Genomic DNA, 15,934 nt, shown 5'->3' with positions numbered 1-15,934 from the left:
GTAACCAAATATATTATTTCGTGCTTCGAACCATTCTATCATTTTCGTAAATATCTTTACGAAGTTCGATATTTTTAAAATTCATTTTCTCCAATAAATCAATCATTTCTTTTCCTAAATATTGATTGATCTCAAAGTACAATTGCCCTGAATCTGAGAGATTCTTCTTTGCCAATTCGGCTATTTTTCGATAGAATATCAATGCATCATTATCTTCGACAAATAGTGCTAAATGTGGTTCATACTCCAAAACATTCTTCTTGATTTCCTCTTTTTCCAGATTTCGAACATAAGGAGGATTCGAAACAATAATATCAAACTCTTGCTCTAAATCTACCGTTTCCAGAATACTTTGATGAAGAAACGTAATATTTACCTCATTGAGGACTGCATTTTTTTGGGCTTTTGCCAAAGCTTTTTCAGAAACATCAAGAGCAAAAACCTGAGCATTCGGAATATTTTTTGCCAACGAAATAGCAATACAACCGCTTCCTGTCCCAATATCAAGAATCTTTATCTTTTGATTTTCGCCTTCAGACTTTTGACTATTAATAATCCAATCAACCAATTCCTCTGTTTCCGGTCTCGGAATCAAAACATCTGAATTGACTTCGAAATCCAATCCATAAAAGCTGGTTTTCCCTAACAAATACTGAACTGGGATTTCTAGTTTTAATGATTTCAAAATAGCATTCCAAACCAAAATAGCTTCATCTGTAAATACCAAATCAGGCTGTAAAGCCAAATCAATTCTTTTCAATTGTTGTTTTTCTTCCAATATCAAATAGAAAAAACTCTCTGCTTCCGTAGCATCGTAAATTGGTGTGAGTTCTGCAATAAATTGAGTTCTGTATTCTTTAATTTTCATCGGAAATTAAATTTTTAAATCTTTCAACATCCAAACTGGGCAACTCGTATGCCCTGTACTTCCCATTGGTGAACAAATGTTTTCGAAACCTACTTTCTTATATAATTTTTGAGCATCCAACATAAAAGGCATGGTTTCCAAATAGCATTTCTCGAATCCAAAATCACGAGCGCTTTGTAAACATTGTTCCATCATTTGGCTGCCAATTCCCTTTCCACGGGTTTCTGGCAGGAAATACATTTTTTGTAATTCACAGAAAGTATCAGCTTCATTTATTAACTGTGCCACTCCTGCGCATCCCACAATTCGCCCCTCGTTTTCTACAACATAATAAACTGATCTTGGTTTACTATATTCTTCAAACATCAAATCAAGATAAGGATCTTCATAAGCAGTTCCAGTTTTTGGAATATTCAATTCGTCAAAAACATCTCTTATTAATTGAGCAACCGCCTGATTATCTTCTTTTTGTATTTTTCTAATGATCCAATTATTCATAACACCCTCTATTATTCATTTAATAATACAAAAATAGCCATTGTAAATGGTAAAAACATCCAAACTTTCAAACTAAATCCTAATCTCAAAATTACTATTTTTGCAAGGTGAAGATACATGAAAAATATATGAGCCGTTGCATCGCTCTAGCCAAAAACGGTCTTGGAACTACATATCCAAATCCTATGGTTGGAAGCATTATTGTTTATGAAGACAAAATCATAGGCGAAGGCTGGCATAAAAAAGCAGGTGAACCTCATGCTGAAGTCAATGCTGTAAATTCGGTTATAGATAAATCATTACTAAAAAAAGCGACAATCTACGTCAGTTTGGAACCTTGCAGTCATTTTGGAAAAACACCTCCTTGTTGTGATTTGATTATAAAAAATAAAATTCCAAATGTTGTTGTTGGCACTATAGATCCTTTTAGTGAAGTTTCAGGAAATGGCATTAAAAAATTAATTGAAGCCGGCGTTCATGTTACTGTTGGTATTCTGGAAGATGAATGTAACGAACTCAACAAACGCTTCTTTACTTTTCATCAAAAGAAAAAACCATACATTATATTAAAGTGGGCACAAAGTCAGGATGGCTTTATTGCTCCTTTTGAGAAAAGCGAAAAAAAACCAGTTTGGATCAGTAATACCTATTCACGACAATTAACTCACAAATGGCGAACAGAAGAACAGGCTATTTTGGTAGGAACACAAACTGTTATTGATGACAATCCAAAACTAAATGCTAGGGATTGGCAAGGAAATAACCCTATCCGAATCATATTGGATCAAAACAATCGCATTCCTAAAGAAAGTTCCATTTTTGATAATCAAACAAAAACCATTGTCTTTACCAATTCTGAAAACGCTATCTCCAAAGAAAACACTACCTTTGAAAGAATAGATTTTAAACAAAATATTGCCAGACAAATTGTTGATTTTTTATACAGATACAACATTCAATCGGTTATTATAGAAGGAGGACTTCAAACTCTACAGACCTTTATCGATGCTAATCTTTGGGATGAAGCTCGAATTTTTACAGGAAAAACAACTTTAAACAAAGGAATCAAAGCCCCTTTGTTATCAAGAACTAATTCCGAAAAACAATTAATTGAAAAGGACGAACTTACAATACTAAGAAACGATGATTAATGCTATTATTTTCGATTTTGGAGATGTGTTTATCAATTTAGACAAACAAGCAACCCAAGATGGTTTAAAAAATCTCGGCATTTCTGAGTGGAACGAAGATTTAGACCAATTGAACTTACAATATGAAGTTGGTGCCATTACAGGAGAAGATTTTTTATCTGGAATTCAAAAACATACTAACAATGCCTCTATTGAAGACATTCGTGAAGCTTGGAATTCTATACTGACAGATTTTCCATTATATCGATTAGAATTTCTTCAAATGCTTTCGCAAAAGTATCGTTTGTTTTTATTAAGCAATACCGATGCAATCCACATTGACACTTTCGAACAAAAATCCGGAACTTCATTTTACAGCGATTTTTACCAGTGTTTTGAGAAAGTGTATTTTTCTTTTGAAATTGGTATGAGAAAACCAAATCCTGATGTTTACAGTTTTGTACTAGACCAAAACGGATTACAAGCCAAACAAACATTATTTATAGATGATAAAAAAGAAAATACCGATGCAGCCCAAGCACTCGGTCTTCACATATGGAATTTACAGGTAGGAGAAGAAGATGTTGTTCATTTATTTGATAAAAAAATAATATAACAATATCAAAATTGAATATTGATATTGAATTCGATTTTTGAAAATGAAAGACACTTACAATACTATTGCATTTCCCTCTGAAGAATCTTTATTTAAGGAAAAAAGCAGCAAATTCTTCGGTTATGCATTCCCTATAGAATCCGATGACGAAGTAAAACCTATAATCGAAGTCTTAAAAAAGAAACATCCACACGCTGTTCATTACTGTTATGCCTACCAAATAGGAGCAGAAACTATTCAATACAGAGCAAATGATGATGGAGAACCCAGCAACACTGCAGGTGCACCAATTTACGGCCAAATACAATCTTTTGGACTTACCAACGTTCTTGTAGTTGTGGTTCGAATTTATGGAGGCATAAAACTGGGGGTTGGCGGATTGATTACTGCTTATAAAACTTCCGCACAAATTACTTTAGAATCATCTGAAATTATCGAAAAGACAATTGACATCTCTTTTCAGATTTCATTTGATTATAAAAACATGAATAAAGTCATGCGGGTAATCAAAGAAAAAAAGTTAGACATTGTGAATCAAGAAATGGAAATAAACGAAGAAACTAATTTACCAATTGGCAAATTTGTAATAAAAACCAGAAAAAAAAATGCCGAAATGATATTCGACACTTTTAGTTCTTTGTTTGAAATTGGCATAAAAAAACTGTAAATTCTCATTAAAAAGAACTCATTTTGATTATTATTCAAAACTTTTTAATAGTTCCAAAATGTAATCCGGAGGCGCAGTTGGTTTGCCTGTTTTTAGAGACACAAAAACCAACAAAAATTGAGCAGTTGTTAATAACTCCTTCGCTTCATTATAAATAGCGCAATCAAATTCAATCTTCACAGACGTCTGACTTTTGAAAACCGTATGTACTGTTAACAACTCATCATAAACTGCTGATTTTTTATAATTGATATTCATATTTACAATTGGAAGCCCAATACCGCTTTCTTCCATCTTTTTATATGAAACCCCTTTATTTCTAAGCCATTCGACTCTTCCTATCTCAAAATAAGGAATGTAATTCCCGTGATAAACAACGCCCATTTGATCCGTTTCAGAGTAACGGACACGGACTTGAATTTGATGATCTTTCATTAATTTTGCATTAAAAATTTAAACTTCAAAAAGCTTCTTACAACAATTTTTTCAAAAATTATAACTTAAAATATTTTTTTTTATAGATAATTGTTCACATATTTGTTATCCCGAAAAAAGGATTTTTTTCGCATCCTTTTTGTAAGATAATAAGTACCCAAATAAAATAATTTAACTAGATATATGAACAAGACTGCACAATCAGTATGGGAAAACTGTCTGTCCTTTATAAAGGACAATATTCAAGATCAAGCCTATAAAACTTGGTTTGAACCGATTAAGTCAGTTGAACTTACCGATAATGCATTATATATTCAAGTACCAAGTAAATTTTTCTACGAATGGCTAGAAGAACACTACGTAAAATTATTAAAAGTAGCTTTGACCAAAGAACTTGGAAAAAATGCAAAGTTACTGTATAAAATTAAAATGGAAAACACTTATGGCAACAAACAACCGTTTACTGAACAGTTACCAAGCGCCAATAGAGGTCCTGTAAAAGCACAAGAAGTAGACGCCCCTTTTAAAAATCTTAATCCTGAATTAAAAAATCCATTTGTAATTCCTGGTATTCGAAATTTAAAAATCGAATCTCAATTGAATGCTAACTATAGTTTTGATAATTTTTTAGAAGGTGATTCTAATAGATTAGCACGTTCAGCAGGTATGGCTGTAGCTAACAAACCTGGAGGAACTTCCTTTAACCCATTATTAATTTTTGGTGGTGTTGGATTAGGAAAGACTCACTTAGCACATGCTATTGGTGTTGAAATCAAAGATAAATTTCCTGAAAAAACAGTTTTATATATTTCTGCCGAAATCTTTACACAACAATATATTGACTCAGTAAAGAAAAACAACAGAAATGATTTCATTCATTTTTATCAATTAATCGACGTATTAATCATCGACGATGTTCAATTCCTTTCTGGAAAATCAGGAACACAAGATGTATTTTTTCATATTTTTAATTATTTACACCAAAATGGCAAACAGGTAATCTTAACTTCAGATAAGGCACCTGTTGATATGCAAGATATCGAACAACGCTTATTATCTCGTTTTAAATGGGGATTATCAGCTGAGTTACACCAACCTGATTACGAAACTAGAATTTCAATCTTAAAAAACATTTTATATCGTGATGGTGTCGAAATGCCAGACGAAATTATAGAATATGTAGCTAGAAACATCAAGTCAAATGTTCGTGAACTGGAAGGTGCTATCATATCGTTGATTGCACAATCATCTTTCAACAAAAAAGAAGTAACGATTGAACTGGCCAAAAGTGTAGTAGAAAAATTTGTAAAAAATGTAAAGAGAGAAATCTCTATCGATTATATTCAAAAAATTGTTTCCGATTATTTTCAATTAGATTTAGAAACTTTACAATCTAAAACCAGAAAAAGACATGTTGTACAAGCGAGACAGTTGGCTATGTTTTTTGCTAAAAAATTCACAAAAGCTTCATTAGCTAATATCGGTTCTCAAATAGGGGATCGTGATCACGCTACCGTACTGCATGCTTGTAAAACAGTTGATAATTTAGTTGCTACCGACAAACAATTCAAAAAGTATGTCGAGGACATCAATTCAAAATTAACACTATAAAACAATGCCTATTAAGATTTTAATGGTTTGTTTGGGCAATATCTGTCGATCTCCTTTGGCAGAAGGCATATTAGCCTCTAAACTTCCTATTGAAAAATTTCTTGTTGATTCAGCAGGAACGGGTTCTTGGCATGTTGGTCATTCTCCAGACAAACGCTCAATATCTACTGCCCAAAAAAATGGTTTAGACATTTGTAATCAAAGGGGGAGACAATTCTCAAGAGCTGATTTTGATACTTTTGATTATATTTTTGTAATGGACAACAGCAATTACAATGATGTAATTCATCTTGCTCAAAACGAAACTCAAAAAAACAAAGTTCAACTGATTTTAAATTCTATATTTCCTGATGAAAATGTGGATGTCCCAGATCCATACTACGGAGTAACGAATGGATTTGACATGGTATACCAAATGTTGGACGAAGCTTGTGAAGTAATTGCTAAAAGACTAATCGATAAACACCCTCAATAAAAACTAAATGCGTTTTTATAGCTTTGATTATAAAATCAAATGCAAAATCGTTTTTTTCGAAAAGTAAAATATCTTATTATAAAATATGAAACCAGCACCTCTTTTTGGAAAACTATACTTAATTCCAACTACAATGGGCGATTGCGACCCAATGGATGTATTACCACAAACCATAAAAAGATGTGTTGAACTTATCGATTACTATATTGTTGAGAATGATAAAACAGCTCGAAAATCAATTAAACTAACGAATCCCGAGAAAAAACAATCAGAATTAAATCTGTTTGTACTAAACAAACATACCGAAACCAAAGAACATTTGGATTTCATAAAGCCTTTATTAGAAGGAAAAAATGTGGGTCTAATGAGTGAAGCCGGTTGCCCTGGTGTTGCCGATCCTGGTGCTGTAATTGTGAAACTAGCGCATGATCGCAACATTCAAGTTGTCCCTTTAGTTGGCCCTTCTTCCATTTTATTAGCAATGATGGCTTCAGGAATGAACGGACAAAGTTTTACTTTTCATGGTTATCTGCCTATTGAAAAAGACGAAAAAAAAGCTAGTTTTAAAAATTTAGAACGCATTTCTTTCGAAAAAAATCAATCTCAAATTTTTATTGAAACACCTTATCGTAACAATAAATTATTGGAAGATTTAATCCAAACTTTGCATCCTGAAACCCATTTATGTATTGCAACAGACATTACTTTACCAACTGAATATATTAAAACAAAGAAAATTTCGGCTTGGAAAAAAGAGACTATTGATTTACATAAACGTCCGACTATTTTTATCATTCATAAAATGTAAAAGACAGCTGCTTTTCAATAATTTATAAGAGTAAATGATATTTAAAACAATTACTTTTATATCCTTTTAAATTATTTATTGCATGAGCAAACTACCAAATATAACTACGAGCATTTTTACGGTAATGTCCAAAATGGCAACTGAATACAATGCTATTAACCTTTCGCAAGGATTTCCAAATTTTCCTGTTGACGAGCGATTAACTCAAATCGTATCAAAACTTTCTAGTGAAAATGTACATCAATATACACCGATGGCAGGTTATCCACCATTGATGGATCAAATTGCAAAATTAATTCAAAGTTCATACAACAGAACAATCGAACCCGAAACAGAAATCCTTGTTACTGCTGGTGCCACTCAAGCAATATTTACAACATTACTAGCCTTACTAAAAATAAACGACGAGGTAATTATTCTGGACCCAAGTTATGATTGCTATGAAGCTCCAATTCTATTAAGTAATGCAAAACCCATTCGCGTAGCACTCAACGATGACTATACACCAAATTGGAACACTATTGCAAATGCATTTTCGGATAAAACCAAAATGATAATCATTAACAATCCTCACAATCCGACTGGGAAAATCTTAAACGAATCTGATTTAGAAAAACTTGAAATACTTTTGGAAAAACACCCAAACGTACTCTTACTTTCTGACGAAGTCTACGAATACATTACTTTCGAAGAAAAACATATTTCAACTCACACTCGAAAAAAACTACTAGATCGTTGCATAACGGTTTCCTCATTTGGAAAATCATTCCATGTTACTGGTTGGAAAATAGGTTACCTCGTAGCTCCTGAATATTTAATGAAAGAAATCAAAAAAGTGCATCAGTTTCTGGTTTTTAGCGTCAACAGTATTTGTCAAGTAGCCGTTTCTCAATATCTGGATTTAGTGACAATAAAAGAAATTAGCCCGTTCTATCAAGAGAAAAGAGATTACTTTAGATCATTATTAAAAAATAGCCGATTCAAATTGATGCCTTGTGAAGGAACTTATTTTCAAGTAGTATCATATGCAGGTATTTCTAACGAAAATGATGTGGATTTTTGCAAACAACTAATTACAGAGCATGGAGTTGCTGCAATTCCTATATCTACTTTTTATGCTGATGGAAAAGATTTAAAATTAATTCGCTTTTGTTTCGCCAAGGACAATTTCACTTTGAAAGAAGCTGCAAAAAGATTATGTGCTGTTTAAACTTAGCCTCTAAATGTACTATGTATTACATTTCACAATTTTAAGACAATTATTGTATGAATTTCAAATAACCATTTCACAACTTAGTAACTTAGTATCTTTTATTCCAAAAAACTTAAAAAATATTATGCATGCATACTACTTTATTTTACTATATTTACAATCCAAAATATAAAAAATTATGAGTTATACCGATAAAATGCTAAGAGACGACGCTTTACAAGGCAAAGTAATAGTAGTTACAGGAGGCGGAAGTGGCTTAGGAAAAGCGATGACCAAGTATTTCTTAGAATTAGGCGCAAAAGTTGCTATTACATCTAGAGATTTAGACAAACTAAAAAATACGGCACAAGAATTAGAAACTGAAACTGGCGGTACGTGTTTGCCTTTACAATGTGATGTTCGCCATTACGAAGAAGTAGAAAACATGTTGCAAGAAGTATTGAAAGCTTTTGGGAAAGTAGATGTATTATTGAATAATGCAGCTGGAAATTTCATTTCACCAACAGAACGTTTGTCTTCTAATGCTTTTGACACTGTAATTGATATTGTTTTAAAAGGAACCAAAAACTGTACTCTTGCTTTTGGAAAACACTGGATAGATACGAAACAAACTTCTTCAACTGTGTTGAATATTGTCACTACTTATGCCTGGACAGGTTCTGCTTATGTCGTTCCAAGTGCTACAGCAAAAGCTGGTGTTCTAGCCATGACACGAAGTCTTGCTGTAGAATGGGCTAAATATGGCATCCGTACCAATGCAATTGCTCCAGGACCATTCCCTACCAAAGGGGCTTGGGATCGATTATTGCCTGGTGACCTTGCCGAAAAATTTGATATGGCTAAAAAAGTCCCTTTAAAAAGAGTTGGTGATCACCAAGAATTAGCCAATTTAGCAGCTTATTTGGTTTCTGACTTTTCTGCGTATGTAAATGGTGAAGTAATAGTTATTGATGGAGGAGAATGGTTAAAAGGTGCTGGACAATTTAATTTATTAGAAGCTATTCCCGAAGAGTTATGGGATCAATTAGAAATGATGATTAAAGCGAAAAAGAATCGTTAGTAATGTACCATAGTAAAAATTATTTTTACTATTAAGAAAACAAATAAAACACAACTACAAAAGAGAACTTACACAGTTCTCTTTTTTGTTTTATCAAACACAAAAACAGTTAAGAATACACAATATTATTTAAGATATAAAAGCAAGTCTAAAAACTATTTGTTTTTGTTAACAAAATAGATTTTCAAAACCCATAAATAATTGTATTTTTACCGTTCAAAATTTAGAAAATAAATGGGCAAAATCATAGCGATTGCGAATCAGAAAGGCGGAGTTGGAAAAACTACAACTTCAATAAACCTAGCTGCTTCACTTGGTGTATTAGAAAAAAAAGTATTACTTATAGATGCTGATCCTCAAGCAAATGCAACATCAGGATTAGGCATTGATGTTGAAACAGTTGAAATAGGAACTTACCAAATTTTGGAACATAGTCATACGCCACTAGAGGCTATTGTTAAATGTTCCTCACCAAATGTAGATGTAATTCCAGCACATATCGATCTTGTTGCGATTGAAATAGAACTAGTCGACAAAGAAAACAGAGAATATATGCTTAAAAAAGCATTAGAAAGTGTAAAAGATCAATACGATTACATCTTAATTGACTGTGCACCATCTCTTGGATTATTAACGTTAAATGCATTAACAGCTGCAGACTCAGTTGTTATTCCAATTCAATGTGAATATTTTGCATTAGAAGGTTTGGGTAAATTATTGAATACCATAAAAAGTATTCAAAAAATTCACAATCCGGATTTAGATATTGAAGGATTATTATTAACCATGTTCGATTCAAGATTGCGTTTGTCTAATCAAGTGGTTGAGGAAGTTCAAAAACATTTTAACGATATGGTTTTTGAAACAGTGATTCAAAGAAATGTAAAATTGAGTGAAGCCCCAAGTTTTGGAGAAAGTATTATCAACTATGATGCTACTAGCAAAGGAGCCGTTAATTACATTCATTTAGCTCAAGAAATTATAAAGAAAAATAGTAAATAGTTGTATGTCAAAAGCAATAAAAAAACAAGCCTTAGGTAGAGGTTTATCTGCATTATTAAAAGATCCTGAAAACGATATTCAATCGGTAGAAGATAAAAATGCAGATAAAGTTGTAGGGAATATTATAGAGCTTGAAATTGATGCTATAGAAATTAATCCATTTCAGCCCCGAAGTAATTTTAATGAAGAATCTTTGCGTGAACTAGCCACTTCTATCAAGGAATTGGGGGTAATTCAACCTATTACCGTTCGTAAATTAGACTTTAACAAATACCAGTTAATTTCTGGAGAACGTCGTTTGCGTGCATCTACATTAATTGGACTTACTACTGTTCCTGCTTACATACGTATTGCAAACGATAATGAGTCTCTAGTAATGGCTTTGGTTGAAAATATTCAACGTCATGACTTAGATCCAATAGAGATTGCTCTTTCATACCAACGATTAATTGACGAAATTCAATTGACTCAAGAGCAGATGAGCGAAAGAGTTGGTAAAAAACGTTCCACTATTGCCAACTATTTAAGACTTTTAAAACTTGATCCAATTATCCAAACGGGAATTCGTGACGGTTTCATCAGTATGGGTCACGGTCGTGCTATCATCAACATTGAAGATCACGATGTTCAAACCGATATTTATCAAAAAATAGTTAGTCAAAATCTTTCGGTTAGAGAAACAGAAACTTTGGTAAAAAACTACCATGAAAGTTTGAAACCAAAACCTGCGATGCCTGCAAAAACAGCTTCTTTTGAAATTAACGATGAAGATGTGAGTACTTTTAATAAATATTTTGGAACAAAAATAGATGTAAAAGTCGCTGGAAATGGTAAAGGAAAAATCACCATCCCTTTCCATTCTGAAGAAGACTTCAATAGAATTATAAAACTAATAGAAGGGTAGTGAATAAAATCATATTCATAGGTCTATTGCTTTTTCTTTTTGGAAACGCAACGATTTTTGCACAAGCAAAAAAAGATGGTGTTTTACAATCAAAAGACACTTTGAAATTAGTAGAAATAGACCCTTTGACACCTGCAAAAGCTGCCTTTTATTCAGCAATATTACCTGGACTTGGGCAAGCATATAATAAAAGTTACTGGAAAATTCCAATAGTTTACGGAGCTATTGGAACCAGCTTATATCTTTATGTTGATAACAAAAAGAAATACCACGAATATAGAGATGCCTACAAAAGTCGTCTATCTGGTAATCCCGACCCAAAATACGACTATCTTACTGACACACAATTAATTTCTGCACAAGAATTCTACCAAAGAAATGCTTCTTTATCAGGCCTTTTTGTACTTGGTTTTTATGTACTAAACATTATAGATGCCAATGTTGACGCTGCATTAATACAATTCAACGTCAATCAAAGTCTATCAGTAAGACCAGAAATAACCCCAGATGCTGTAACATTAAAATCAAATTTGGGACTAACACTTAATTATCGTTTTTAGATTCGGAAATTATCCGTATCTTTTTAAAAATCAAAAAAATAACACATAATGAAAATTGCGCTTTTAGGATACGGAAAAATGGGGCAAGTAATCGAAAGGATTGCTTTAGAAAGAGGACATGAAATTGTTTTAAAGAAAGATGAATTCAATACTTACGACGGACTTTCTACTGCAGATGTTGCTATCGATTTTAGCGTACCAACTGCTGCAGTACCTAATATTTCAAATTGTTTTAATGCCAACGTGCCTGTAGTTTCTGGTACGACGGGATGGTTAGAGCATTATGATGAAATGATTGCCCTTTGTAAAGCAAAAAATGGAGGTTTCATATCTAGTTCTAATTTTAGTCTTGGTGTGAATTTATTCTTTGAATTTAACGAATATCTAGCAAAAATAATGGCTCCATTTGATCATTATAAAGTAGAAATGGAAGAGATACATCACGATCAAAAATTAGATGCTCCAAGTGGAACAGCGATTTCTCTTGCAAAAGGTGTTATTGAAAACAGTAACTATTCTAACTGGACACTTGACGAACCTAAAGAAAAAGAAATTCATATTGAAGCGGTGAGAACTGGAACAGTTCCTGGAACTCATACAGTGACTTACAACTCAGAAGTGGATTCTATAGAAATAAAACACACTGCTCATAATCGTGAAGGTTTTGCATTAGGTGCGGTTATCGCCGCCGAATGGCTGGCTGGAAAACAAGGTGTGTTTACCATGAAAGATGTATTAAATCTTAATTCATAATAACAACCCCAAATACAATTTTAAAATAGAATTTAGGCAAACACTAATTTCTAGTTTTTAACCTCAAATTTTTCAAATTATGACACTATATCTTTGGTTTGTATTTTTCTTAGCTGTTCAGGTTATTCATTTTCTAGGAACATGGAAACTATACGAGAGTGCTGGTAGAAAACGTTGGGAAGCTGCTATTCCAGTTTACAATGCTATTGTTTTAATGAAAATAATTGATCGCCCAACTTGGTGGACAATTTTACTTTTCATCCCGATTATTAATTTGATTATGTTTCCAGTTATTTGGGTAGAGACCATTCGTAGTTTTGGAAAAAAAACATCTATCGACACTTTCCTTGTAATTGCAACTTTAGGTTTTTATATTTTTTATCTTAATTATACACAATCCTTAACTTACATATCTGATAGAAGCTCAAGCCCTGATCATAAAGGTGCCGATACTATTAGTTCATTACTTTTTGCAATCATTGTTGCTACAATTGTACACACCTACTTCATTCAACCTTACACTATCCCTACTTCTTCATTAGAGAAGTCATTATTGGTTGGAGACTTTCTATTTGTAAGCAAAATGAATTACGGAGCTAGAGTCCCTATGACAACAGTTGCAATGCCAATGGTACATGATACCATCCCAATGACTAAACGAAAATCATATTTAAACTGGCCGCAATTACCTTATTTTAGACTTCCTGCCTTACAAACTATTGACAGAACTGATATTGTTGTTTTTAACTGGCCAGCAGATACCGTATATAAATTCAGAGATCATTCTGGACTTAGAGTAGACAAACCTATTGACAAAAAATCTAACTATGTAAAACGTTGCGTTGGTATTCCAGGTGATAGTTTGTCTATAAAAGACGGATTAGTATATATTAATGGGAAAGAATTGATTCTACCTGAGCGTGCAAAACCGCAGTTTTCATACAATGTTGTTTTAGACGGAAAAACGCCTATTGACTTTGAATATCTTTTCAAAGATATGGATATCACTGACGGTGCTGGTTTCTTAAATCAACAAACAAGAGATACCTTATTCATAAGTGCATTAACTGCTGCCGGCGCAGAGCGATTAAAAACTGTTCCTGGAATAACTGCTGTAAACAGAATTATTTCTAAAGGTGTTGAAGATGGTATTTTTCCTCATATTAACAAATGGAACCGTGACAACTTTGGACCAATTTATATTCCACAAAAAGGAAAAACAGTCGCCTTAAATTTAGAAACATTACCTTTCTACAAAACCATCATTACCGATTACGAGAAAAAAAATCTTAAAGTAAATGGCAATGAAATACAAATTGACGGAAAAGTAGCAAGCACTTATACTTTTGACCAAAATTATTATTGGATGATGGGAGACAATCGTCATAACTCTGAAGATAGTCGTTATTGGGGATATGTTCCTGAAAATCATATCGTAGGAAAACCAATTTTCATTTGGTTGAGTTGGGATACTAATGGAAAAGGGTTAAACAAAATTCGTTGGGATAGAGTTTTTACAACTGTTAGTGGTGAAGGACAACCACAATCTTACTTCAAAATTTTCTTAATTGCGCTTGCAGCCTTTTTTGTTGGAGAGTATTTTTGGAAAAAAAGAAAAGCGAAAAAAGAATTATAAAAAACTCACATTATGTCAGTAAACCAATGGTTCATTTTTTTTATAATTATTCAAGTAATCCATTTTTTAGGAACATGGAAATTATATAAAATTGCAGGAAGAAAAAGCTGGGAAGCTTTAATTCCAGTTTACAATGCAATTGTTTTAATGAAGATCATTGGCAGACCTGCCTGGTGGACTATACTACTTTTTATCCCTATCATCAATCTAATAATGTTTCCTGTCATTTGGGTTGAAACATTACGAAGTTTTGGAAAAAATTCAAGTACTGATACTTTTTTAGGTATTTTTACTTTAGGATTTTATATTTATTACATCAATTATACTCAAAAATTAAGCTACAAAGCAGAAAGAAACCTTACAGCAAAGGATAAAACATCCGATACAATTAGTTCATTACTATTTGCGATTATTGTAGCTACTTTGGTTCACACATACATTATACAGCCTTTTACAATTCCATCTTCATCATTAGAAAAAACATTATACATAGGTGATTTTTTATTTGTAAGTAAAATAAATTTTGGTGCAAGAGTTCCTATGACTGCAATTGCGTTACCCATGGTACATGATTCAATTCCTTTTTTAGGTATTAAGTCGTACTTATTCAATGATGACATTACCAAAAAGGAAACTTCAATTTTAAACAAGTTTCAATTACCCTATTTTAGGCTCCCTTCGTTTGAAACGATTAAACGCAACGAAATTGTCGTTTTTAATCAACCGGCAGATACTTTGTTGGACATGAATAATTTTAAACCAGCAAGAAATTATTACAAACCAATTGACAAAAAAACAAATTTAGTAAAACGCTGTGTTGCTATACCTGGAGATTCTTTGGAGATTCGTGAAGGAAATGTTTACATCAATGGAAAACCTTCCAAATTACCAGAAAGTGCAAAACTTCAATATAACTTTTTTGTAAATACTCAAGGAACGAGTATGGATCAGGGCTCTCTAATACATATGTATGGAGCTAGAGATGGCATGAAGGATGGAAATGGAAATTTTGCATTGAATACTGATGGAGATTATGTATTAACATTAACAGATAGTGAAGCAAGCAGAATAGCTACTAATCCAGTAGTTAAAAGTGTCAAAAAGTATTTACAACCAAAAGGAGTAGATGGAGATGTTTTTCCGCATATTCATTCCTTAGGATGGAATATTGACAATTTTGGACCTATTTATATTCCAAAAAAAGGAGCGACAGTTAAACTAGACAAAAACTCACTTCCGTTTTACAAACGTATCATTCAGGAATACGAAAAAAACACATTACAAATTAACGGTGACAAAATTATAATAAACGGAAAACCTGCAAACAGCTACACTTTCAAGCAAGACTACTATTGGATGATGGGAGATAATCGTCAAAACTCTTTAGACGCAAGATTTTGGGGATATGTTCCTTTTGATCATGTAGTAGGTAAGCCAGTATTTATTTGGTTTAGTTGGGATAAAGATGGAAAAGGAATTCAAAAAATAAGATGGAATCGTGTTTTCTCTTTTACAAATGAAAATGGAGAGCCAAAATCTTATCTGATTCATTTCTTAATTGCACTTGCAGCCTTTTTTATTGGCGACTATTTTTGGAAAAAAAGAAAAGAGAAAAAAAATATTTAGCAAAGAAAACGGTAAAGTTCTAGTTTAAAGTTATCGCAATTATCTCAGCCTTTTAAACATTCAACATCTTAA

The 15,934-nt window shown here is 32.6% G+C and carries 17 protein-coding genes; 14 read left to right on the top strand and 3 right to left on the bottom strand.

Features of this window, described 5'->3' with window-relative positions:
* Window positions 1-13: 13 nt before the first annotated feature.
* The gene (gene prmC / locus CLU82_RS13410; protein WP_100843566.1) at window positions 14-868 is read right to left on the bottom strand and encodes a peptide chain release factor N(5)-glutamine methyltransferase; all 855 of its coding nucleotides are present in this window, start codon (window positions 866-868) and stop codon (window positions 14-16) included.
* 6 nt (window positions 869-874) lie between these two features.
* On the bottom strand, window positions 875-1,366 hold the full coding sequence (locus tag CLU82_RS13405; protein ID WP_100843565.1) for a GNAT family N-acetyltransferase: 492 nt from the start codon (window positions 1,364-1,366) through the stop codon (window positions 875-877).
* 107 nt (window positions 1,367-1,473) lie between these two features.
* Between CLU82_RS13405 and ribD the strand changes: the two genes are divergently transcribed.
* From ribD to CLU82_RS13390, 3 genes are read left to right on the top strand one after another with little or no spacing between them, the layout of a single operon-like run.
* Window positions 1,474-2,517, top strand: a complete 1,044-nt coding sequence (gene ribD, locus CLU82_RS13400; protein ID WP_100843564.1) for a bifunctional diaminohydroxyphosphoribosylaminopyrimidine deaminase/5-amino-6-(5-phosphoribosylamino)uracil reductase RibD — start codon at window positions 1,474-1,476, stop codon at window positions 2,515-2,517.
* Window positions 2,510-3,112, top strand: coding sequence for an HAD family phosphatase (locus CLU82_RS13395; RefSeq protein ID WP_100843563.1), 603 nt, complete (start codon window positions 2,510-2,512; stop codon window positions 3,110-3,112). The genes ribD and CLU82_RS13395 overlap by 8 nt, the downstream gene beginning before the upstream one ends.
* Before the next feature lie 37 nt (window positions 3,113-3,149).
* Complete coding sequence (locus CLU82_RS13390; RefSeq protein ID WP_100843562.1) at window positions 3,150-3,779, top strand: YigZ family protein; 630 nt, start codon at window positions 3,150-3,152, stop codon at window positions 3,777-3,779.
* A 30-nt stretch (window positions 3,780-3,809) separates the two neighbouring features.
* Here the strand turns inward: CLU82_RS13390 and CLU82_RS13385 are convergent, their stop codons facing one another.
* Window positions 3,810-4,214, bottom strand: coding sequence for a thioesterase family protein (locus CLU82_RS13385; RefSeq protein ID WP_100843561.1), 405 nt, complete (start codon window positions 4,212-4,214; stop codon window positions 3,810-3,812).
* A 183-nt stretch (window positions 4,215-4,397) separates the two neighbouring features.
* Between CLU82_RS13385 and dnaA the strand changes: the two genes are divergently transcribed.
* The 11 genes from dnaA (at window position 4,398) to lepB (CLU82_RS13330) (ending at window position 15,862) form a co-directional block, all read left to right on the top strand.
* On the top strand, window positions 4,398-5,825 hold the full coding sequence (dnaA, locus tag CLU82_RS13380) for a chromosomal replication initiator protein DnaA (protein ID WP_100433499.1): 1,428 nt from the start codon (window positions 4,398-4,400) through the stop codon (window positions 5,823-5,825).
* 4 nt (window positions 5,826-5,829) lie between these two features.
* The gene (locus tag CLU82_RS13375) at window positions 5,830-6,300 is read left to right on the top strand and encodes a low molecular weight protein-tyrosine-phosphatase (protein WP_100843560.1); all 471 of its coding nucleotides are present in this window, start codon (window positions 5,830-5,832) and stop codon (window positions 6,298-6,300) included.
* A gap of 85 nt (window positions 6,301-6,385) precedes the next feature.
* On the top strand, window positions 6,386-7,108 hold the full coding sequence (locus CLU82_RS13370) for an SAM-dependent methyltransferase (RefSeq protein ID WP_100843559.1): 723 nt from the start codon (window positions 6,386-6,388) through the stop codon (window positions 7,106-7,108).
* A gap of 82 nt (window positions 7,109-7,190) precedes the next feature.
* The gene (locus tag CLU82_RS13365; RefSeq protein ID WP_100843558.1) at window positions 7,191-8,318 is read left to right on the top strand and encodes a methionine aminotransferase; all 1,128 of its coding nucleotides are present in this window, start codon (window positions 7,191-7,193) and stop codon (window positions 8,316-8,318) included.
* A gap of 181 nt (window positions 8,319-8,499) precedes the next feature.
* Entirely contained in the window at window positions 8,500-9,381 is an 882-nt protein-coding gene (locus CLU82_RS13360) for an SDR family oxidoreductase (protein ID WP_198520225.1), read from the top strand.
* 234 nt (window positions 9,382-9,615) lie between these two features.
* The gene (locus CLU82_RS13355) at window positions 9,616-10,383 is read left to right on the top strand and encodes a ParA family protein (RefSeq protein WP_100843557.1); all 768 of its coding nucleotides are present in this window, start codon (window positions 9,616-9,618) and stop codon (window positions 10,381-10,383) included.
* 4 nt (window positions 10,384-10,387) lie between these two features.
* A complete protein-coding gene (locus CLU82_RS13350) occupies window positions 10,388-11,287 on the top strand; it encodes a ParB/RepB/Spo0J family partition protein (protein WP_100843556.1) in 900 nt (299 codons plus the stop codon).
* Window positions 11,287-11,847 (top strand): DUF5683 domain-containing protein, encoded by a 561-nt coding sequence (locus CLU82_RS13345; protein WP_100843555.1) that lies wholly within the window; start codon window positions 11,287-11,289, stop codon window positions 11,845-11,847. The genes CLU82_RS13350 and CLU82_RS13345 overlap by 1 nt, the downstream gene beginning before the upstream one ends.
* Window positions 11,848-11,895: 48 nt before the next feature.
* Entirely contained in the window at window positions 11,896-12,600 is a 705-nt protein-coding gene (gene dapB / locus CLU82_RS13340) for a 4-hydroxy-tetrahydrodipicolinate reductase (protein WP_100843554.1), read from the top strand.
* Window positions 12,601-12,679: 79 nt separating this feature from the next.
* On the top strand, window positions 12,680-14,236 hold the full coding sequence (lepB, locus tag CLU82_RS13335; RefSeq protein WP_100843553.1) for a signal peptidase I: 1,557 nt from the start codon (window positions 12,680-12,682) through the stop codon (window positions 14,234-14,236).
* A 12-nt stretch (window positions 14,237-14,248) separates the two neighbouring features.
* Window positions 14,249-15,862, top strand: a complete 1,614-nt coding sequence (gene lepB, locus CLU82_RS13330) for a signal peptidase I (protein WP_100843552.1) — start codon at window positions 14,249-14,251, stop codon at window positions 15,860-15,862.
* Window positions 15,863-15,934: the final 72 nt, after the last annotated feature.

Source organism: Flavobacterium sp. 5 (assembly GCF_002813295.1).
Lineage (GTDB): Bacteria > Bacteroidota > Bacteroidia > Flavobacteriales > Flavobacteriaceae > Flavobacterium.
Note: the sequence above shows the minus strand (reverse complement) of the source record. Positions and strands in the feature narration are given on the sequence as shown.

Coding starts and splice junctions, on each gene's coding strand:
- prmC (WP_100843566.1), bottom strand. CDS start 868: ATGAAAATTAAAGAATACAGAACTCAATTTATTGCAGAACTCACACCA.
- CLU82_RS13405 (WP_100843565.1), bottom strand. CDS start 1,366: ATGAATAATTGGATCATTAGAAAAATACAAAAAGAAGATAATCAGGCG.
- CLU82_RS13395 (WP_100843563.1), top strand. CDS start 2,510: ATGATTAATGCTATTATTTTCGATTTTGGAGATGTGTTTATCAATTTA.
- CLU82_RS13385 (WP_100843561.1), bottom strand. CDS start 4,214: ATGAAAGATCATCAAATTCAAGTCCGTGTCCGTTACTCTGAAACGGAT.
- dnaA (WP_100433499.1), top strand. CDS start 4,398: ATGAACAAGACTGCACAATCAGTATGGGAAAACTGTCTGTCCTTTATA.
- CLU82_RS13375 (WP_100843560.1), top strand. CDS start 5,830: ATGCCTATTAAGATTTTAATGGTTTGTTTGGGCAATATCTGTCGATCT.
- CLU82_RS13370 (WP_100843559.1), top strand. CDS start 6,386: ATGAAACCAGCACCTCTTTTTGGAAAACTATACTTAATTCCAACTACA.
- CLU82_RS13365 (WP_100843558.1), top strand. CDS start 7,191: ATGAGCAAACTACCAAATATAACTACGAGCATTTTTACGGTAATGTCC.
- CLU82_RS13360 (WP_198520225.1), top strand. CDS start 8,500: ATGAGTTATACCGATAAAATGCTAAGAGACGACGCTTTACAAGGCAAA.
- CLU82_RS13355 (WP_100843557.1), top strand. CDS start 9,616: ATGGGCAAAATCATAGCGATTGCGAATCAGAAAGGCGGAGTTGGAAAA.
- CLU82_RS13350 (WP_100843556.1), top strand. CDS start 10,388: ATGTCAAAAGCAATAAAAAAACAAGCCTTAGGTAGAGGTTTATCTGCA.
- dapB (WP_100843554.1), top strand. CDS start 11,896: ATGAAAATTGCGCTTTTAGGATACGGAAAAATGGGGCAAGTAATCGAA.
- lepB (WP_100843553.1), top strand. CDS start 12,680: ATGACACTATATCTTTGGTTTGTATTTTTCTTAGCTGTTCAGGTTATT.
- lepB (WP_100843552.1), top strand. CDS start 14,249: ATGTCAGTAAACCAATGGTTCATTTTTTTTATAATTATTCAAGTAATC.